Here is a 19,801-nt window from a genome sequence, read left to right as displayed (position 1 = left end):
ATGTCAGAACAAGAATATGATTCGTCCAGTATTAAGGTTCTAAAAGGCCTTGATGCGGTAAGAAAAAGACCAGGCATGTATATCGGTGACACAGATGATGGTACCGGTTTGCATCACATGGTATTTGAGGTGGTAGATAACTCCATCGATGAAGCGTTAGCAGGTCACTGTAGTGACATCAAGGTTATGATCCACCCTGACGAATCAATCAGCGTATCTGATGATGGTCGTGGAATTCCGGTTGATATTCACGAAGAAGAAGGTGTATCGGCTGCAGAAGTTATTCTGACGGTACTGCACGCCGGTGGTAAGTTTGATGATAACTCATACAAAGTATCCGGTGGTTTGCACGGTGTAGGTGTTTCGGTTGTAAACGCCCTTTCTGAGAAACTAAAATTAACGATTCGTCGTCAGGGTAAAATCTGGGAACAAGAATACGTTCATGGTGTGCCGACAGAGCCGCTGAAAGCCGTGGGTGATTCAGAGTCTACGGGTACAGAAATTCATTTCAAACCGTCTGCAGAGACGTTTACCGGGATTGAATTCAGCTACGATCATTTGGCTAAGCGCCTTCGTGAGCTGGCATTTTTGAACTCTGGTGTCGGCATTATCCTGAAAGACCTTCGCACTGGTAAAGAAGAAACCTTCAAATACGACGGTGGTCTGGAAGCCTTTGTTAATTATCTGAACACCAATAAGTCGACGATTAACTCCGTATTCCACTTCTGTAATGAACGTGACGATGGCATTGCGGTTGAAGTGGCACTGCAGTGGAATGACAGCTTTTCTGAAAATATTTTCTGTTTCACCAACAACATTCCTCAGCGCGATGGTGGTACTCACTTAGCCGGATTCCGTGCTGCGTTGACTCGTACTTTGAATCAGTACATTGAGAAGGAACAACTTCAGAAGAAGCAGAAAGTGGCAACTACCGGCGACGATGCTCGTGAAGGTTTGACAGCGATTATCTCGGTAAAAGTGCCTGATCCTAAGTTCTCTTCTCAGACCAAAGATAAATTAGTGTCTTCCGAAGTGAAGTCTGCGGTTGAACAAGAGATGGGATCTAAACTGGTTGAGTTCCTGGAAGAAAATCCAAACGAAGCCAAGCAAGTTGTTCAGAAAATGGTGGATGCCGCGCGTGCCCGTGAAGCGGCTCGTAAAGCTCGTGAGATGACTCGTCGTAAAGGCGCTTTGGACATTGCTGGCTTACCAGGTAAGTTGGCCGACTGTCAGGAAAAAGACCCTGCCCTATCAGAAATTTACCTGGTGGAGGGTGACTCGGCCGGTGGTTCTGCGAAACAAGGTCGAGACCGTCGTACACAGGCAATCTTACCGTTGAAAGGTAAGATTCTGAACGTCGAGAAAGCCCGCTTCGATAAGATGCTGTCATCGGCAGAAGTAGGAACTCTGATTACTGCTCTAGGTTGTGGTATCGGTCCGGAAGAATTTGACCCAGACAAACTGCGTTATCATCGCATCATCATCATGACCGATGCGGACGTGGATGGTTCTCACATCCGTACGCTATTACTGACCTTCTTCTTCCGCCAAACGCGTGAATTATTGGAGCGTGGTCACATCTATATTGCTCAGCCGCCTTTGTACAAAGTGAAGAAAGGTAAGCAGGAACAGTACATCGACAGTGAAAAAGATCTGGAGAACTTTATGATTCAGATCGCACTGGACAATTCATCGCTTCATATTAATTCTGATGCTCCAGGTATTAAAGGCGAAGGTCTACAAACCATCGTGGATAAGTACCGCTCAGTCATGAGCATGATTGAGCGCATGGCCCGTGTCTATCCGAAAAAAATAATGGAAGAGTTGATCTATCGCCCTACCGTGACGCTTGAGAATTTAAAAGACAAAGCGTTCATGGACGACTGGATTGGTGCGTTTAAGGGCAAACTGGAATCTGAAAAGCGTAGTGGAACGCTCTACGAGATCATTCAGCATCAGGATTCAGAGCGTGGATTATTCCTACCTCAAGTTGCTGTGACAGAGCATGGCATTACTTCTGACTACGTGATTAATCATGAGTTCTTTGAGTCTCCTGAGTATCGCGCGATTGTTGAGTTGGGTAATCACATTGCTACGCTATTAGAAGAAGGTGCTTTTGTGCAGCGTGGTGAGCGCTCTCAAGAAGTGACCAGCTTTAAAGAGGCACTGGAGTGGTTGATGAAGGAAGCGCGTAAAGGCTTCAATATCCAGCGCTATAAAGGGTTGGGTGAAATGAACCCTGATCAGCTTTGGGAAACCACAATGGACCCTGATTCTCGTCGTATGTTGCAGGTAACGGTAGAGGACGGCATTGCCGCAGACCAGATGTTCACGACCCTGATGGGTGATGATGTTGAGCCGCGTCGTGAGTTCATTGAAAAGAATGCTCTGAATGTATCGAATCTGGATTTCTAATTCTTATTGAAATTAGGTCTATTTGATACTAAAAAAGCCGGAATGAGAGTTCTCATTCCGGCTTTTTTAGTTGTGAGGCGACTGAGAAATACTAGTTCTTTCTGAGTGTAAACTTGCTGACCAGTTTGCCATTTTCAAATTCTAAAAAAGTATCTGAGATCACTTCATTGCCAAAACTGTTGTCTTGGTATGTGTATATTGAAAGATACAAAAACTTTCTGAATTCCTCTTCAGGCATATTTGAAGCGCCTGCATAGATTACTGTCCTTCTAGGAACAGAGACAATTATTTTTTCAGCGTTGAGAGATGCTTGTGCCTTCATTAAAAAATCAGGGCATAAAATTAGTTCACTTGAAAAGTCATTACCTGAAGCGGTTAATGAATACTCGTTGAGCTTTTCTATTGCATACGGTTCTTCACACAAATTAGTGAGCGCTTGTGTATGAATATCATCTACATCCAAACCTTCTTCATATTTACTTAGAATTTGATAATTTTTCTCATCGTTAAGTGCATAAACCACTATAGGAAGATCGTTAGATTCAGTATTAAATAAATTTTTAGACAGTACATGCTCTCTGATTGAAAGGTCTGCAGCCTTTAATAGGGGGTAGACCTTTTCATTCGGTTTCAATTCAGCCATTAGTGAACTACTAAATAGTAGGGAGCTTATAATACTTAAGACTCTCATAATCTATATTGCCTTATTATATTAACCAGAAATTTGTTGAATATTATTGCTTACAGAAACCTGCTCTACCCCTTCAATTACTTGTAAGGATTTTTCTGTCCAGGTTCGAACCTCATCAGTTAATTGCTCTGCTGTTTTTCCTTCACTGCTAATCGGTGATCCGATGTGAACTTGAATGGTTCCCGGATACTTAATAAATCCTTTATTGATATAGAAATGACCTGAGTTATGCGCAATCGGTAGTACTGGCACGCCGGCATTAATCGCTAATGCGGCACCACTGCGGGCATAGCGGCCTAAGCTTTTGGGAGGGTTACGCGTTCCTTCTGGAAAGATCAAAACCCAAATGCCTGAATTCAGATAGCGACTGCCCTGCTCTAAGACCTGTGCTCGGGCGTTTTGCTTGTCGCCGCGATTGATGGCAATGGGTTTGAGTAACGAATAAGCCCAACCGAAAAACGGAATCCATAGCAGCTCTCGTTTAATCACTTGTGTTTGAGGGGTACAGATAGACTGTAGGAAAAACGTTTCCCATGAGCTTTGATGATTACTACTGATCAGACAAGGATGCTCAGGAATGTTGTGCTTGCCGGTAATCTCATAGCGTACACCGCAGATCACTTTCAGTAGCCAAATGAAGCTGGAAGTCCAAGTGGTGATAATAAAGCGATAGCGCAGCTCATAAGGTAAAAACAAGCCGATAATGATGCCCAATGTGTTTTGGGCAATCGAGAAGAAAAAGATGATGATATAAAAAATAATCGATCGGATTAGTGCTAACAACATAACAGCAAGGACACCCATATATAGATAAAGGCTCGTATTATCGCCAAAGCGAGCTTCGTCATAATTAGCTTTTGTTAACAAGCAGAGGGAGATGCCGTAACAAAATTGGGAAGAGCGATATTTGGTTAGAGTTTTTGCGAGCGTGATAGTTTCTTATTAGAGACGGGGATTATAGCGGGAAAAGTTAGAGTAGTTTATCAATAAAAAGGGCGAATGAAGTTTCATTCGCCCTTTTGTCGGCTTTCAGTAAGTATTGAAAACCTTATTCGCTTATCTAACCCATTAGGCTTGAAGTAAGGAGATATCCGCCACTTCAAGGAATAGGTTACGAAGCTGAGATAACAATGCCAATCGGTTGTTACGAACGGCTTCGTCTTCCGCCATTACCATCACCTGATCAAAGAACTGATCTACTGGCTCACGAAGTTCGGCCAAGGTTTGCATGGCTTGCTGGTAATTAGATTCAGCAAATACCGGTGCCAGCGTGGAAGATACAGATGCTACCTTCTCTGCCAGTTGTTTCTCGGTATCTTCCTGAAGCAATCCATTATTTACAGATTCCGGGATGGCCTGCTCTGCTTTTGCCAGAATGTTGGATACACGCTTGTTGGCTGAAGCCAATGCTTGTGCTGCGTCCAGTTTGTAGAAAGCAAATACCGCATGCACGCGGTTATTGATATCCAATGGCTTGGTAATGCCTCGGGCACGAACGGCCTGGAATACTTCTGCTGGGATGTTTTCGTCCTGATACCAGGCGCTGAAACGATCCAACATATATTCAACTAAAGTGGCTTTGGTGTTCTCTTTCAGTGCAACTGGCCATTCATTGTCCATTGCCCAGTCAATCAGCTCACCAAGATCCAGGTCGATCTTCTTCTCAACCAAAATACGTAGCACGCCCAGAGATGCACGGCGTAACGCGAATGGGTCTTTGGTACCTGTCGGTATTTGACCAAGGCCAAACAAGCCAACAAGGCTGTCTAGACGGTCTGCAAGGGCAATGGCGGTACCTGTAGCCGTTGCTGGTAACTGGTCTCCGGCAAAGGCTGGCATGTATTGCTCTACCATGGCTGCACACACATCCGCATGTTCACCATCATTCTGAGCATAGTATTGACCGGCAAGCCCTTGAAGATCAGTAAACTCATAGACCATTTGCGTTACAAGGTCAGTTTTACACAGCTTGGCTGCACGTTCTGCAAGCCCTGTGTCACTACCTGTTGCGTTAGCAATCTTGCTTGCCAATGTTGCGATACGCTCTGATTTATCAGCAATACTTCCAAGTTTGTTAACCCAAACCACTGATTTCAGTTTATCGAAGCGGCTTTCAAGCGTTTGCTTACGATCGGTATCCCAAAAGAATGCCGCATCAGCAAGACGAGGACGAATGACCTTCTCGTTACCGGCGATCACCTGTGCCGGATCTTTACTTTCGATATTGGCAATGGTGATAAAATTTGGTTTCAACTGGCCATTAGCATCGACTACGTGGAAGTACTTTTGGTGTTCTTTCATCGAAGAAACCAAGGCTTCTGACGGTACATCCAGGAAGCGCTCTTCGAAATTACCAGCTAACGCAACTGGCCATTCGTTTAGCGCGGTAACTTCATCGAGTAAATCTTCATCAATAACTGCTTCGCCGCCAAGCTTTTTACCTTCTGCGGTTACTTGCTCTTTGATCAATTGCTGACGCTCATCGAAGCTTGCCATCACAAAGGCACCACGAAGTGCTTCTTCATAAGCACTCGGCGATTCGATATGAATATCATCTGGCGCATGGAAACGGTGACCGCGCGAGGTATTGCCCGCTTTCAGGCCAAGCACTTCGCCATCAACAACATCGTTGCCGAATAGCATCACTAACCAATGCACCGGACGAACAAATTCCGTACGGCTTGCACCCCAGCGCATACGCTTAGGGATAGGTAGCTTGTCTAAGCTGGTTTGAACGATAGCTGGTAGCAAGGCCGTTGTTTCCTGACCTTTGATGCTCAGCTCGATCATTAACTTACCGTTGTCGCCAGTTTTGATTTCGGAGACATCGACCCCAGAACGCTTGGCAAAGCCTTCGGCTGCTTTGGTTGGGTTACCGTCTTCATCAAAACCGATTTTGGCCGGTGGGCCGTAAACGACTTCGTCTTTGTCTTCCTGTTTTTCGGGAAGATCAGAAATACGAACCGCCAAACGACGTGGTGCTGCGAATAATTCAATCTTACTGCCAGACAGATTCGCTTCGGCTAAGCCTTGTTCAATGCCATCGGCAAAAGACTGACTAAGACGCTTAAGTGCTTTTGGTGGTAATTCTTCAGTACCTAGCTCAACTAGGAAATCACGTGTTGCCATTAGTTTTTCTCCTGTTGAGCTTCTTGTTTCGCTTTGGCCGCTTGATACTTTGATAGTACTTCATCACGAATGCCCTCTTCCGCTAATGGGAAGCCTAGCTCTGCACGACTGTTGAAGTAGGCTTCTGCGACGGATCGAGCCAGCGTACGAACGCGCAGGATATAACCTTGACGTTCCGTTACTGAGATCGCACCACGCGCATCCAGCATGTTGAAGGTATGAGAGGCTTTTAGTACCTGCTCATAGGCTGGAAGTGCAAGGCCGGCCTCGATCAAACGAGCACAATCTTTCTCATGCTGATCGAAGGCTTTAAACATGAAATCAGTATCGGCGTGTTCGAAGTTATAGGCGGACATTTCCACTTCATTCTGATGGAATACATCGCCATAAGTCACTTTGGAACCGTCCGGACCATAGCACCAAACCAAATCAAAGATGCTGTCGACGCCCTGTAAATACATGGCGATACGCTCAAGACCGTAGGTGATCTCACCCGTTACCGGGTAACATTCCAAACCACCCACTTGCTGGAAGTATGTGAACTGAGTTACTTCCATGCCGTTTAACCATACTTCCCAACCTAGACCCCAGGCACCCAAGGTTGGTGATTCCCAGTTGTCTTCTACAAAACGAATGTCGTGCACGCTTGGGTCAATGCCCATCATGCGCAGGGAATCCAAATACAATTCTTGAATGTTACTTGGAGATGGCTTCATTACGACCTGAAATTGGTAATAATGTTGAAGACGGTTCGGGTTCTCACCATAGCGGCCATCGGTTGGACGGCGGCATGGTTGAACGTAAGCAGAATTCCACTTTTCCGGGCCGATGGCACGAAGGAAGGTTGCTGTGTGGAACGTCCCCGCTCCTACTTCCATGTCGATAGGCTGGTTAATCACACAGCCTTGTTGTGACCAGAAATTCTGTAGAGCGGCGATTAAGCCCTGGAAAGTTAAAACATCTGGTTCTTGATACGTTGGTTTGGTCACAGAAGACCCCTTAACTGTTCGATCTTTATTATTTCTCCGCAAGTATATGGGGCAGATATGTCATAACGTCGAGTGAGAAATGGTCACTGATTTTGCCCTGAATTTAATGAAACATCAGAGCTGCTTGCTGCCGGATTCGTTGCGGGAATTGGTTGTTCGCTGTACGAATTAAATAAACGGACAATGATAAAGACAAAGCCCCCATCCTTGCAATGGAGAAGCCTGGGTTTATTAAGAAATTCGGGGGTTTCTGTCGAAAAAGATGCTTTTCTTTGACTGAGGAAGTGGATGGACTCTCCACTCCCCTTATCTTTCCCAAAAGTCAGGAATAAATAACACCAGTACGGTAAAGATTTCCAAACGACCTAGCAGCATGGCTGCACTTAGAATCCACTTTGCGGCATCGTTAATGTCACCGTAATTTGCGGCTACTTCTCCCAAACCTGGACCTAGGTTATTGATGCAGGCACCTACGGCAGACCAAGCGGTCACCATATCCAGACCGGTCATCAAGAGCATGATTTGCAAACCAATGAAGGTGATGATGTAAACCGAGAAAAAGCCCCAGACGGCTTCGATTACACGATCTGGCACAGGTTTACGTCCCACTTTAATCGGAATCACAGCGCTCGGGTGCAGTAATCGACGAATTTCACGCAAGCCTTGCTTGTAGATCAGCAGCATACGAATCACTTTCATTCCGCCGCCGGTGGAGCCTGCACAGCCGCCGATAAATGCAAGGGAGAACAGCAAAAATGGCAAATAGCTTGGCCAGGTGGAGAAATCATCGACGCCAAAGCCAGTAGTGGTTGCAACCGAGACGACTTCAAATAATGCCCGGCTCCAGGCTTGGCTTTCAGGGTAAGCCTGAGTGGTCGCCAGAGTCAGGCCGGTAATGAGCACGGCAATGATCAGAATACTCAGGAAAAAACGGGTTTCAGGGTCTTTCCAGTAATAGATGAAGGTGTTTCTCCGCCAAGAGACAAAGTGCAGGCTGAAGTTGATGGCGGACACAATCATGAAAAAGACACAGATCAGTTCCACGGCTTGGCTATCGAAATAGCCGATACTGGCATCGTGGGTTGAGAAACCACCGATGGCGACGGTGGCAAAACTATGACAGATGGCGTCGAAAGCACTCATACCGGCTAACCAATAACCTAACGCACAGCTGATGGTCAGAGATAGATAGATGTACCAAAGCGCTTTTGCGGTTTCGGTAATACGCGGCGTCAGTTTCGAATCCTTCATCGGCCCTGGTGTTTCAGCCCGATACAGCTGCATGCCCCCAATCCCGAGCATAGGTAGAATTGCTACCGCCAATACGATGATCCCCATGCCGCCGAGCCATTGCAGTTGTTGGCGATAGAAAAGAATGGAGTGGGGTAAGTCATCTAAGCCGGTGATAACCGTGGCTCCGGTGGTGGTGAGCCCGGAAAGGGATTCAAAAAAAGCATCGGTGAAGGATAAGCCCGGGTTATCTGACAACATCAGAGGAAAGGAACCGAACAGCGCCAGAACCAGCCAGAACATCAGCGTTACCATAAAGCCGTCTCGGACGGAGAGCTCTTTGCGGTGTCGTCGAGCAGGATACCAAAGCAGGAAACCGGAAATAACGTTGATGCCGAAAGCGATGCTAAACGCTTGCATGCCGCCATCGTTGTAGATCCAGGCTACTAAGATCGGTGGCAGCATCGCCAGGCTAAAGATCATTAGCAAGATGCCCAGGATTCTTGAAGTCAGCACGAGATGCATAGCAGCGCCTGTTTATTATTGTTTGAGTGGTTAGAAGAACATGAAAGATGGTTGGAACAAGCGCTCTACTTCTGGCACTTTGCGTTTATCCACCAAGAACAGAATGACGTGATCATTTTGCTCAATCACCGTATCGTGGTGGGCAATAATCACTTCCTCATCACGAACAATCGCGCCGATGGTGGTACCTTCAGGCAACTTAATGTCTTCAATGGCACGACCAACCACTTTTGAGGAGCGTTTATCTCCGTGAGCGATGGCTTCAATTGCTTCCGCCGCGCCTCTTCGTAGTGAGTGAGCACTCACTACATCGCCGCGTCGAATCTTACTCAAGACACTGCCGATGGTGCTGTTCTGTGGTGAGATGGCCACATCAATGGCGCCGCCCTGCACTAAATCTACATAGGCCGGATTGTTGATCAGAGCCATCACTTTTCGCGCGCCCAAGCGTTTTGCCAATAAGCACGACATGATGTTGGCTTCGTCTTCATTGGTCAGCGCACAGAACACATCGGTTTCTTCGATGTTCTCTTCCAGCAGCAATTCCTGGTTGGAAGCGTCACCGTGTAGCACGATGGTTTTATGAAGGGTGTTGGAGAGGTATTCACAACGGTCGTAATTACGCTCAATCAAACGAACGCGATAAAGATTCTCGACTTCTTTCGCCAGTCGTTCACCAATGTTACCGCCGCCGGCAATGGTGACGCGCTTATAAGAGCCTTCAAGTTCACGCATTTCACTCATAACATCGCGGATATGTGAACGGGCGGCAATGAAGAAGACTTCATCATTTTCCTGAATGATGGTGTCGCCATGAGGAATGATCGGACTGTCTTTACGGAAAATAGCGGCCACTCGGGTGTCGATGTTTGGCATGTGGTCACGAATGTCTTTTAACTCATGCCCGACCAGTGGCCCGCCTTTGCGGGTTTTGACTGCAACCAACTGCACTTTCTTATCGGCAAAGTCCAGAACCTGAAGAGCGTCCGGATATTGCAGTAAGCGTTTGATGTGGTTGGTGACGGCTTTTTCCGGACTGATTACATGATCAATAGGAAACGCGTCTTTCTTGAACAGAGCATCTTTTAAGTTGGTGTAGTTGGCGGAACGAACCCGGGCGATTTTGTTCGGAGTACGAAACAGGGAATAAGCGACCTGACAGGCCACCATATTGATTTCGTCGGAATTGGTCACCGCGATCAGCATGTCGGCGTCATCGGCGCCTGCTTGTTTGAGAACATTAGGATGACAGCCCATCCCTTGAGTGGTGCTGATGTCCAGTTTCGATTGGAGATCTTTTAAGCGACCGGCGTCAAGATCAACAACCGTAATGTCCTTATCTTCACTTGCCAGAGTCGCTGCTAATGTGCCGCCGACCTGGCCTGCACCCAAAATGATGATCTTCATAGGGATGAATACTCGGGCTCTTCGTGTTTACGAAATCGTTAAGGGCAATCATTGTACTCAGTTAACCCTCAAAATAAACAAGGAGATTAGAGGAAAGGTTCTATTTTTGGCCGAGGGCGCTTTTTAAACCGTATTTCTAATCGCTTTTTAATTGGCCTGACGTTGAAAACCTTAGGCCTTTATTAGCTTAGCGTAGTAAAAACCGTCATGTCCTGGCGTGGTGTCGGTGTGTTGCTCGGGTAAGAACTGCCAACCGTGTTGCTGAGCAAAACCAAGAGGTAGATCCAAAGGAACGATCTTTACATCCTGGTGTTGTTTAAGGAAACGATCAATGACGTGTTCGTTTTCCGTCGGCAGGATTGAACAGGTGGCGTACAGTAAAACTCCACCGGAGTTTAATAAAGGCCAGAGTGCATTCAGAAGCTGAAATTGAGTATCCGCAAGTGCATTGATGTCCTCTGGACGTCTCAGGTACTTGATGTCCGGATGTCGACGAACAACGCCGGTGGCCGAACAGGGCGCATCCAATAGAATACGGTCGAACGATTGGCCGTCCCACCAAGCTTCAGTGTTGCTGACATCTCCGGCGATGAGATCCGCTGATAAATTGAGACGACTCAAGTTCTGCTCAACCCGCTTCAGTCGATCGGCTTCAAGATCAATGGCAACCATCTGAGAAAGATTGGGTTGTGATTCCAACATCGCGCAGGTTTTACCACCAGGCGCACAACAGGCATCAAGCACGCGCTGGTTCGGTGCTAAGTCCATTAACTGGCTGGCAAACTGCGCGGCGCTGTCTTGAACGGATATTAATCCTTCAGCAAAGCCCGGTAGTTGGGTGATGTCGATGGCTTGATTGAGGGTGATGACCCCTGTTTTGGGAGAACGTTGAAACTCAATGCCTTCACCGCTTAACTGTTCAGCATAGGCATCAGTATTTGTCTTTGATGAGTTAACTCGCAAGGTTACCGCAGGCTGGCTGTTACTTGCCTGATAGACGGCGTCTTTTTGCTCTGGCCAGAATTTCTTAACGCGTTTTGCTAACCAACCGGGAAAGGCGCTGTGGAAGCAAATGTCGTTATCCAGCTTTTCAAAGATAGCTTGCTGATCACGCTGATAATTCCGTAATACACCATTCACTAAGGCTTTTGCCCAAGGCTTTTTTAAGCTCTGGGTGGCATCGACGGTATTGTTGATGGCGGCATGATCGGCGGTACGCATGAAATCCAACTGATACAAGCCTAAAAGCATAAGGGCGTAGACGTCTTGGTCTTTCTCTTTTAGAGGTTTTTGTAGCAATTGTTGGGCGATGCGTTCTAGCCGAGGGCCTTGACGAAATGTACCGAGCACTAGTTGATGAGCCAAACCTCGTTCCGAGGGATCAAGGTTGGATAGCATAGGCTCCAACGTTTGAGACAAACTGCCCTGGCCTTTAAGGATCGGGGCAATCAGTTGAGCGCATTTCGCAAGTAAGGCGTGTTTCATACAAGAGAATCAACTTTGGAATTAGGCGAAGGTCTTTTGATTGGCAAACAAGTTTTTGTTGCCATTAAGAATTTGTTCGGCCGTCATGGCTTTTTTGCCTGGCAGTTGCAGCTTCTCAAGGCAAACAACGCCATCACCAGACGCTACGAAAATGCCTGACTTGTCACTTTGAATGACAGTACCCGCTGCTTCACCGCTTTTTTGCTGTGCCACAGAGGCTTGATGAATACGAATATTCTGCTCATCCATAAAGGTATAAGCGGATGGCCAAGGAAACAGGCCTCGTACTTTACGGGCGATGTTTTCTGCGGTGTCCGTCCAGTCAATCTTACCCTCTTCTTTGGTGAGCTTATGTGCGTAATTCGCTTGAGTATCGTCCTGAACTTCCGGAGCTAACGTACCTGCTTTGAGTTGTTCAATGGCCGTTAATAGAATTTCACCGCCTTGCTGTGCAAGTCGGTCATCTAAGCTGGCGCTGGTATCGGAATCAAGAATGTCGGTGTAAGCTTTAGCCAGCATATCGCCGGTATCCAGACCCACATCCATTTGCATGATGGTGATACCAGTCTGTTGGTCACCCGCTAATAAAGCACGATGAATGGGCGCAGCACCTCGCCAGCGAGGAAGAATTGACGCATGAACGTTGATACAGCCATATTTCGGAGTGTCCAGCACGGCTTTCGGTAGAATTAATCCGTAAGCTGCGACGACCATAAGGTCGGCATCCAGTGCTGCCAAATCAGCACGATCTGACTCTTCTTTAAAGTTCAGAGGTTGGTAAACAGGAATGTCTGCCTCTAATGCTACTTCTTTCACTGGGCTAGGTTTCAGTTTATGCCCTCGACCAGCGGGACGATCGGGCTGTGTATAAACGGCAATGACGTCATCCGGGCCCGAAAGTAACGCTCTAAGAGACTCGGCTGCAAATTCCGGTGTGCCGGCAAAAATGATTTTAAGAGGACTGGCAGACATAGATTCCCTGAAAATACTCAGATAGCGAAAGAAGGAATCTGGGCTTGATGAAAGCTCAGCCCAGATCAATAAAATGCAGGTTAGCGATCAACAGATTCACTAAGCGAGTTTTGCCTGACGCTTATGCTCTTTTTCTAACTTGCTCTTGATACGGTTGCGTTTTAACGTCGATAAATAATCTACAAACAGTTTACCGTTCAGGTGATCTAATTCGTGCTGGATACACACCGCCAATAGGCCTGTTGCTTCCATCTCGAAGGTATCACCGTTGCGATCAACCGCTTGCACTTTAACATGTGCCGTGCGAGTTACTTCTTCGTAGAAGCCTGGGACGGACAAGCAGCCTTCTTGCATACTTTCCGGGTCACCATCAAGCACTTCGACTTTTGGGTTGATAAGGACAAGCGGTTCATTCTTGTCTTCAGAAACATCAATGACAACGATTTGTTTATGAATATCCACTTGGGTCGCTGCCAAACCAATGCCTGGTGCGTCGTACATGGTTTCAAACATATCATCGATGATTTGGCGTATTTCATCGTCTACCGTTTCGACGGGAGTCGCGATGGTACGCAATCTTTTATCCGGGAATTCTAAAATTGTGAGCTTTGACATAACTTGATTTTAAATTAGGTAGTAAATCTGTAGATTTGGCTGCTAATATTAAGCAATGCCAATAATCTTTCGCGCGTTTCGTTAGGTTTTGATGCTATTTTAGCAAGAACTCAAACAAAAAGCGCTTGTGGCGAAGTATTCATTTATATGAATCTCATCACCAGACAACAATAAGGACAATTGAAATGTGGAACAGGCTTCTCACTGTTGCCATTGGGTGTTTTCTTAGCTTATATGCCATGGCTGCAGATTTTGCTGCCCAAGACCCAATGAAAGATGGACATCCTGATAAATACATCGTGATCAAAGGGGATACTCTTTGGGGGATTTCTGAGAAATTTCTAGACAGTCCTTGGTTGTGGCCAGAGATTTGGCACATTAATCCGCAAATTCAAAATCCGCATTTAATTTTCCCTGGCGATACCATTGGTCTTGTTTATATTGATGGCCAAGCCAAGCTCACGGTATTGCGTCGAGGCGCGCAAGGCCGAACAGTGAAACTGACACCAACGGCCCGTATCACGCCAATTGATACGGCGATTCCTTCTATTCCGATGGATGCAATTGACAGTTTCATCGTCAACAACCGAATTGTTGAGGAAGAACAGCTGCTACGAGCGCCTTATATTATTTCTGGTGAAGAAGGCCAATTGATTGGTGGTAAAGATGACCGTGTTTATGCTCGCGGTCTTTTTGATGAGAAGCCACTGAAACGCTACGGTATCTACCGCGGTGGTCAGCAATACGTTGATCCGGTGACCAAAGAATTATTGGGTTATGAAGCATTGGACGTTGGTTCGGCCAAAGTAACGGCACAGAACAACGATGTATTGACCATGTTATTAACGGATACTAACCAAGACATTCGCATTGGTGACCGCTTATTAGAAGCAGAAGAAACTAAGTTGGAAACAGTCTTCCACCCTAGTTCTCCTGAAGAAGAGATTCGTGGTCACATCATTGCGGTTCCGGGTGGTGTGAGCCAGATTGGTCAATACGATGTGGTTGTGATCAACAAAGGTGAGCGTGAGAAGATCAAACCAGGTAACGTACTTGCGATCTATCGTAAAGGTGCGTTGGTGAAAGATCCGTTTGCTAAAGAAACCGTTGAATTACCAGCGGAACGTGCTGGCTTGCTGATGATCTTCCGTGTATTTGATAAGGTGAGTTACGGACTGGTTCTTCGCTCCAAGCGTGTACTTTCTTTGTTGGATGAAGTTCGTAATCCGTAAGCTCTAAGGCTTAACTGAGGTCATTCCTAGGAATGACCTTTCAAGAAAACCGAAGGTTTGATGCCTTCGGTTTTTTTATAGCCAGAGAAAACAGCTTAGTCTGAGAGGTTGTTTATTCAGCCGCAATCACAGGTTACGCCATGCACGATCCTTCGCTGTTCTTTTCTTCTAGAACCTTACACTGGCTCAAGCTGAGCCTGATCCCAGGCATTTCTTGCCGAACTTTGATGAAGTTACAGACGGTCTACCCTCAACCGGAAGACATCTTAATTCTGTTGGCTTCGGGGGAATGGCGGAATCTACCGTTACAAAAATCGGCTAAGCACTGGTTGGCTGAACATAGCCAAGACATAGACGCTGCGCTTAAACCAAAGTTAGAGCAGACGCTTGAGTGGGTTCAACAAGGCGGTTTTGTCTTGGATTGGCAAAGCCCGGACTATCCGCCGTTATTGAAAGAAATCTATGATGCGCCGGTGATCATTTATGGACTGGGGCAACGTCAAAGTCTTATGGCTTCATGTTCTATGGCGATGGTTGGTAGCAGAAAAGCCACCCGTTACGGTGTAGAGCAAGCACACAGTTTTGCGTATCAATTAGTGCATCAAGGTTGGCAGGTGGTATCTGGAATGGCATTAGGAATTGATGGTGCTGGACACCAAGGGGCGCTTCAAGCCGTGTCAGAAGGTGCAGCTGTTTCTACTGTTGCCGTGGTGGCGACCGGTTTGGATCTCACCTACCCTTCCTCTCATAAACAACTGAAGCAACGTATTATGGAGACGGGCTGTGTGATCAGTGAGTATCCGTTAGGAACGCAAGCCAAAGCCAATTATTTTCCTCGTCGCAATCGAATCATCAGTGGTTTGAGCCAAGGAGTGCTTGTCATTGAAGCGACCGAAAAGAGTGGTTCCTTAGTCTCTGCCCGCTGTGCTTTAGAGCAGAACCGGGATGTATTTGCGCTGCCTGGTTTGATCACTAATCCTCAAGCAGAAGGATGTCATAGTCTGATTAAGCAAGGCGCCAAGTTGGTAACATCGGTGGAGGATATTTTAGAAGAATATGCAACCGGGCATCAGGCTCAACTCAAACGCAAAACGGAACATAGACGAGAAGTAGATGTTTCAGTTCAGCCTATTATTTCTCGGTCACAAACGCTTGTGCCTTCTGAGTTAGTCGTGGATTCGGCACCGCTATCTTTAGTGGAGCCAACGGTGCAGCCTGAATCTCAGCACAGTGTACCTGATGATCCGATCCTCTCAGCAATCGGCTCACAGGGCGCGTCGGCGGACGAGATCATAGTTCGAACGGGCATGAGCTGGGCTGAATTGAGTCAAAAGCTGTTGATGCTGGAGTTAACCGGAGTGATCGAGTCCAAGCAAGGTGGCTATGCATTAAAATCGCACTGATTGTGAATGAACAATTGTATGTGATTTAGAATGATTTCTTGTGAACGTAAACCGCCGTTTTTAAACAAGGGACTTGCAGCGTCGTTGGCATCATCCGACAATGTTCACTGATATGCGTATCAGTTGTATATCTACTTTGTGTTAATACCTAACATTATTGGCTGTTAAGCATCTTCATAGATGCTTTTTGAGTTATTGTTATTGATTCATTGTTTGTAATTAATTGTTGCCTTGAAGAGTAATCAAGCATGTATGTTTCTCCTGTTCATTTAGGTCTGGCTGTTAAAGCGATAGAAAATGGCGGTGTCATTGCCTACCCTACGGAAGCCGTTTGGGGGTTGGGTTGTGATCCTTGGTGTGATTACGCTGTGTTTGACCTGTTACAGATGAAACAACGCCCATGGCAGAAGGGGCTGATCTTAGTGGCTTCCGATATGATGCAAGTTGCGCCGTTATTGGATCATTTAACTAAAACTCAATTGTCTAAATTGGAAATGAGTTGGCCCGGCCCGGTGACTTGGGTGCTGCCTGATCCTGAGGGTTGGGTGCCTGAATGGAGCCGAGGTGAGCACTCTTCTGTGGCGATTCGGGTATCATCCCATCCATTGATTAAACAGCTGTGCGATCGCTTTGGGCGCCCAATCATTTCAACGTCTGCCAACTTGGCGGGTAAAGAGCCTGCCCGAAGCAAACAGCAATTAGATGCACGTTTGTATCCGTACCTGGATTATGTCATGCCAGGTGAAACCTTAGGTTTATCACAGCCGTCGGTCATTCGGGACATTTTGACCGATCAGGTCTATCGCGCGTAAGTATTAACTAACCCTTCAGACATAAGTTTTTTGCTCACATTAGACATTTTTAACCTGCTTTTTGGAGTTCAACATGACCGACATGGTATCCCTCGTTAAAGACTATTTATTGGATTTACAGGATCGCATTTGCAATGCCCTAGAGCAGGAAGACGGTCAAGCGAGCTTTCAAGAAGAATCCTGGACGCGTGAGCAAGGCGGTGGCGGCCGTACTCGTGTCATTGCTGATGGTGCCGTGATTGAAAAAGGCGGTGTGAACTTTTCTCATGTGTTCGGTACGCAATTACCGGCCTCTGCGACGGCTAATCGCCCTGAATTGGCTGGTCGCAGCTTCCAGGCTTTAGGTGTGTCTTTGGTGATTCATCCTAAGAACCCATACGTTCCAACATCGCATGCCAATGTGCGCTTCTTTATTGCGGAGAAAGAAGGCGAAGCCCCTGTTTGGTGGTTTGGTGGTGGTTACGATTTAACGCCTTACTATGGCAATCAAGAAGACTGTCAGTTCTGGCATCAAACGGCCAAAGATGCCTGCGCACCGTTTGGTGACGATATCTATCCAAAATACAAGAAGTGGTGTGATGAGTATTTCCATCTGAAACACCGTGATGAGCCTCGTGGCGTTGGCGGTTTGTTCTTCGATGATTTAAACGAATGGGGCTTTGATAAGAGTTTTGAGTTTATGCAAGCTGTAGGTAACAGCTATATCGAGGCCTATCGTCCGATTGTCGCTCGTCGTAAAGACATGCCGTATGGGGAACGTCAGCGTAAGTTCCAATGTTATCGTCGTGGTCGTTATGTGGAGTTCAATCTGGTCTATGACCGAGGCACCATTTTTGGCTTGCAAACCGGTGGGCGCACGGAATCGATTCTGATGTCGTTACCGCCGATTGTGCACTGGGATTACAACTGGCAGCCTGAATCTGGCAGCGAAGAAGCTGAGCTGTACGAGCGTTATTTGAAAGAACAGGATTGGGTATAACAAAATGGCAGAGACACCTGCGAACAAAGACTTATACGCCGTTATTGGTTCACCGATCAAACACAGTAAGTCGCCATGGATTCATGGTCAGTTTGCCGAGATTACCGGTGAGCCCGTTGAATACCGCGCTGTTTTAGGAAATGAACAGGACTTCGCGGGTTCCGTCGAAGCGTTTCGTAGCGAAGGCGGGCAAGGTTTGAATGTTACGGTTCCTTTCAAACAAGATGCTTTTGATTATGCGTCTGAGTTTTCTGAGCGAGCCAAGCGTGCCGGAGCCGTGAATACGCTAGTGTTTAGAGAAGACGGCAGTGTCTTTGCAGAAAATACCGATGGCGTTGGTATTGTACGAGATATTACCGTCAACTATGAGGTCGCCATTTCTGGCAAGCGAGTGTTGGTGTTGGGCGCCGGTGGTGCGGTGAGGGGCATCTTGGAGCCACTACTGGCGGAGAAGCCCCAAGAAGTAGTAATCGCCAATCGTACGGTTAGTAAGGCAGTGCAGCTGGCAGACGACTTCTCGGACTTAGGTTGTCTTGTGGGGGTTGGCTTTGCTGATGTAGAAGGCAGTTTCGATTTGATCATCAATGGTACCTCGGCCAGTCTTGCCGGTGAACTTCCGCCGATTCCGAGTTCGGTTATTACGCCAAGCAGTGTGTGTTATGACATGATGTACGGCGCTGAGATGACGGTGTTCAATCAATGGGCACAGCAGTTAGGTGCTGCTGAAGTGATTGATGGCTTAGGTATGTTGGTGGAGCAAGCCGCTGAATCTTTCTTTATCTGGCGTGGTGTCAGACCTGATACCCAGCCAGTTTTACAAGCGCTTCGAGCGTCATTAGCAAATTGATTGCTCTTGGTTTGATCGCTTTCTTGGATGTCTCTTTGAATAGATTCAGGCTTTATATTGCTGATATTCATGGAGACTTCTAGACTGATGATAGAGTGATTTATTATCCATCATCAAAGAGGCGTGTTGTACGTGTTTCGCCCCAAAAAATCCAAAAAGAAGCATGGTTTATTGATCATGCTGATAAAGGTGTTTGTCCTCTTATTTGCTTCCGCTGTTACTCTCCCGAGTAGTTCCGCCGCCCAAGCCCCCCCTTTTATTATTGCTGGCACGTCTGAGCCGCCCTTTAAAATGAAGACCGATTTCGGTATTGAAGGCATTGATGTCAGTATTGTCTCTCATATCATGAAACAATTGGACATTGATTATGACATCCAATTGATTGAATCGGGCGCTCGTATTATCAGAGAGGCTGAGCTTGGTCGAATTGATATGGTGATGAGCTTTTCATTTAAGCCCTCCCGAACCGATTATTTAATTTATCCCCAGCAATCCTACAAGAAAGTGTCCTGGCATTTCTTTGTGCATAAGGATAAGTATTCAAACTATCAATTTGAGCGCTTATCGGACCTTCATGGTGCTGATATTGGTGCAGTAAATGAGTGGGCCTATACCCCTGAGTTTTGGAATTCTGGGTTGACTATCATGCCGGTAAGTAAGCATACGTTGTTGATTACTATGCTGCTAAGGTCACGGGTTGATTTGGCTCCGATGAATACCCTGGAAACACTCTATGATCTCAAACGTCGGGGATTACAAGATCAAATAGCTTACTTGCCTAAGCCTCTCATTGAGCGACCCTATTTTAATGTGATTGTGAAACACTCGAATCATCCTATGAAGAACCGGGTGATCAAAGAGTACGATCGGTTGGTAAAGCGGTTAATTGAACAAGGTTATATTCATCAGGTGTATGAGACGTATTTAGGCGGCGGTGATTGGAATGGATTGATGAACAGTGCGCAGCCGGATTCTTTATCTGGCGAATAAATATCTCTATGGATTACACATCGTAACCTTTAACTCAGAGAAAAGTGCTTGGGTTTAACAAAACTTTCATAAAACCTTCT

General features: G+C 46.5%; 16 protein-coding genes. 7 read left to right on the top strand and 9 right to left on the bottom strand.

Going from position 1 to position 19,801, the window contains the following annotated elements:
- A complete protein-coding gene (gene gyrB / locus ACFOEK_RS16685; protein ID WP_386722605.1) occupies nucleotides 1–2,415 on the top strand; it encodes a DNA topoisomerase (ATP-hydrolyzing) subunit B in 2,415 nt (804 codons plus the stop codon).
- 91 nt (nucleotides 2,416–2,506) lie between these two features.
- On the opposite strand, the gene ACFOEK_RS16680 is transcribed toward gyrB, so the two are convergent.
- From ACFOEK_RS16680 to def, 9 genes are all read right to left on the bottom strand, one after another.
- Entirely contained in the window at nucleotides 2,507–3,058 is a 552-nt protein-coding gene (locus ACFOEK_RS16680) for a hypothetical protein (RefSeq protein WP_386722604.1), read from the bottom strand.
- Nucleotides 3,059–3,127: 69 nt separating this feature from the next.
- On the bottom strand, nucleotides 3,128–3,892 hold the full coding sequence (locus tag ACFOEK_RS16675) for a lysophospholipid acyltransferase family protein (protein WP_386722603.1): 765 nt from the start codon (nucleotides 3,890–3,892) through the stop codon (nucleotides 3,128–3,130).
- 282 nt (nucleotides 3,893–4,174) lie between these two features.
- On the bottom strand, nucleotides 4,175–6,235 hold the full coding sequence (glyS, locus tag ACFOEK_RS16670) for a glycine--tRNA ligase subunit beta (RefSeq protein WP_386722602.1): 2,061 nt from the start codon (nucleotides 6,233–6,235) through the stop codon (nucleotides 4,175–4,177).
- Complete coding sequence (gene glyQ / locus ACFOEK_RS16665; RefSeq protein WP_386722601.1) at nucleotides 6,235–7,224, bottom strand: glycine--tRNA ligase subunit alpha; 990 nt, start codon at nucleotides 7,222–7,224, stop codon at nucleotides 6,235–6,237. Before glyQ ends, glyS begins: the two co-directional genes overlap by 1 nt.
- Before the next feature lie 306 nt (nucleotides 7,225–7,530).
- Nucleotides 7,531–8,979 (bottom strand): TrkH family potassium uptake protein, encoded by a 1,449-nt coding sequence (locus ACFOEK_RS16660; RefSeq protein ID WP_386722600.1) that lies wholly within the window; start codon nucleotides 8,977–8,979, stop codon nucleotides 7,531–7,533.
- 30 nt (nucleotides 8,980–9,009) lie between these two features.
- The gene (trkA, locus tag ACFOEK_RS16655) at nucleotides 9,010–10,386 is read right to left on the bottom strand and encodes a Trk system potassium transporter TrkA (RefSeq protein WP_386722599.1); all 1,377 of its coding nucleotides are present in this window, start codon (nucleotides 10,384–10,386) and stop codon (nucleotides 9,010–9,012) included.
- A gap of 171 nt (nucleotides 10,387–10,557) precedes the next feature.
- Nucleotides 10,558–11,871 carry a 16S rRNA (cytosine(967)-C(5))-methyltransferase RsmB gene (gene rsmB / locus ACFOEK_RS16650; protein WP_386722598.1) on the bottom strand — a complete coding sequence of 438 codons (1,314 nt, stop codon included), beginning with the start codon at nucleotides 11,869–11,871 and terminating at the stop codon, nucleotides 10,558–10,560.
- Nucleotides 11,872–11,892: 21 nt separating this feature from the next.
- On the bottom strand, nucleotides 11,893–12,843 hold the full coding sequence (fmt, locus tag ACFOEK_RS16645; protein ID WP_386722597.1) for a methionyl-tRNA formyltransferase: 951 nt from the start codon (nucleotides 12,841–12,843) through the stop codon (nucleotides 11,893–11,895).
- Between the two features lie 99 nt (nucleotides 12,844–12,942).
- A complete protein-coding gene (gene def, locus ACFOEK_RS16640; protein WP_386722596.1) occupies nucleotides 12,943–13,458 on the bottom strand; it encodes a peptide deformylase in 516 nt (171 codons plus the stop codon).
- Nucleotides 13,459–13,643: 185 nt separating this feature from the next.
- Between def and ACFOEK_RS16635 the strand changes: the two genes are divergently transcribed.
- The 6 genes from ACFOEK_RS16635 to ACFOEK_RS16610 all read left to right on the top strand — a co-directional run bounded on the left by ACFOEK_RS16635 (nucleotide 13,644) and on the right by ACFOEK_RS16610 (nucleotide 19,721).
- Nucleotides 13,644–14,690, top strand: a complete 1,047-nt coding sequence (locus ACFOEK_RS16635) for a LysM peptidoglycan-binding domain-containing protein (protein ID WP_386722595.1) — start codon at nucleotides 13,644–13,646, stop codon at nucleotides 14,688–14,690.
- A 140-nt stretch (nucleotides 14,691–14,830) separates the two neighbouring features.
- Nucleotides 14,831–16,093 (top strand): DNA-processing protein DprA, encoded by a 1,263-nt coding sequence (dprA, locus tag ACFOEK_RS16630; protein WP_386722594.1) that lies wholly within the window; start codon nucleotides 14,831–14,833, stop codon nucleotides 16,091–16,093.
- A 248-nt stretch (nucleotides 16,094–16,341) separates the two neighbouring features.
- A complete protein-coding gene (locus ACFOEK_RS16625; RefSeq protein ID WP_386722593.1) occupies nucleotides 16,342–16,905 on the top strand; it encodes a Sua5/YciO/YrdC/YwlC family protein in 564 nt (187 codons plus the stop codon).
- Between the two features lie 73 nt (nucleotides 16,906–16,978).
- Nucleotides 16,979–17,884 (top strand): oxygen-dependent coproporphyrinogen oxidase, encoded by a 906-nt coding sequence (gene hemF, locus ACFOEK_RS16620; protein WP_386722592.1) that lies wholly within the window; start codon nucleotides 16,979–16,981, stop codon nucleotides 17,882–17,884.
- Nucleotides 17,885–17,888: 4 nt separating this feature from the next.
- Nucleotides 17,889–18,731: a shikimate dehydrogenase gene (aroE, locus tag ACFOEK_RS16615; protein WP_386722591.1), complete on the top strand. Its 843-nt coding sequence runs from the start codon at nucleotides 17,889–17,891 to the stop codon at nucleotides 18,729–18,731.
- Nucleotides 18,732–18,863: 132 nt separating this feature from the next.
- Entirely contained in the window at nucleotides 18,864–19,721 is an 858-nt protein-coding gene (locus ACFOEK_RS16610) for a substrate-binding periplasmic protein (RefSeq protein WP_386722590.1), read from the top strand.
- Nucleotides 19,722–19,801: the final 80 nt, after the last annotated feature.

It is taken from the genome of Litoribrevibacter euphylliae (assembly GCF_042646085.1).
Lineage (GTDB): Bacteria > Pseudomonadota > Gammaproteobacteria > Pseudomonadales > Litoribrevibacteraceae > Litoribrevibacter > Litoribrevibacter euphylliae.
The sequence above is the reverse complement of the archived record's forward strand: the minus strand, read 5'-3'. Positions and strand labels throughout refer to the sequence as shown.

Coding starts and splice junctions, on each gene's coding strand:
- gyrB (WP_386722605.1), top strand. CDS start 1: ATGTCAGAACAAGAATATGATTCGTCCAGTATTAAGGTTCTAAAAGGC.
- ACFOEK_RS16680 (WP_386722604.1), bottom strand. CDS start 3,058: ATGGCTGAATTGAAACCGAATGAAAAGGTCTACCCCCTATTAAAGGCT.
- ACFOEK_RS16675 (WP_386722603.1), bottom strand. CDS start 3,892: ATGTTGTTAGCACTAATCCGATCGATTATTTTTTATATCATCATCTTT.
- glyS (WP_386722602.1), bottom strand. CDS start 6,235: ATGGCAACACGTGATTTCCTAGTTGAGCTAGGTACTGAAGAATTACCA.
- ACFOEK_RS16660 (WP_386722600.1), bottom strand. CDS start 8,979: ATGCATCTCGTGCTGACTTCAAGAATCCTGGGCATCTTGCTAATGATC.
- trkA (WP_386722599.1), bottom strand. CDS start 10,386: ATGAAGATCATCATTTTGGGTGCAGGCCAGGTCGGCGGCACATTAGCA.
- rsmB (WP_386722598.1), bottom strand. CDS start 11,871: ATGAAACACGCCTTACTTGCGAAATGCGCTCAACTGATTGCCCCGATC.
- fmt (WP_386722597.1), bottom strand. CDS start 12,843: ATGTCTGCCAGTCCTCTTAAAATCATTTTTGCCGGCACACCGGAATTT.
- def (WP_386722596.1), bottom strand. CDS start 13,458: ATGTCAAAGCTCACAATTTTAGAATTCCCGGATAAAAGATTGCGTACC.
- ACFOEK_RS16635 (WP_386722595.1), top strand. CDS start 13,644: ATGTGGAACAGGCTTCTCACTGTTGCCATTGGGTGTTTTCTTAGCTTA.
- dprA (WP_386722594.1), top strand. CDS start 14,831: ATGCACGATCCTTCGCTGTTCTTTTCTTCTAGAACCTTACACTGGCTC.
- ACFOEK_RS16625 (WP_386722593.1), top strand. CDS start 16,342: ATGTATGTTTCTCCTGTTCATTTAGGTCTGGCTGTTAAAGCGATAGAA.
- hemF (WP_386722592.1), top strand. CDS start 16,979: ATGACCGACATGGTATCCCTCGTTAAAGACTATTTATTGGATTTACAG.
- aroE (WP_386722591.1), top strand. CDS start 17,889: ATGGCAGAGACACCTGCGAACAAAGACTTATACGCCGTTATTGGTTCA.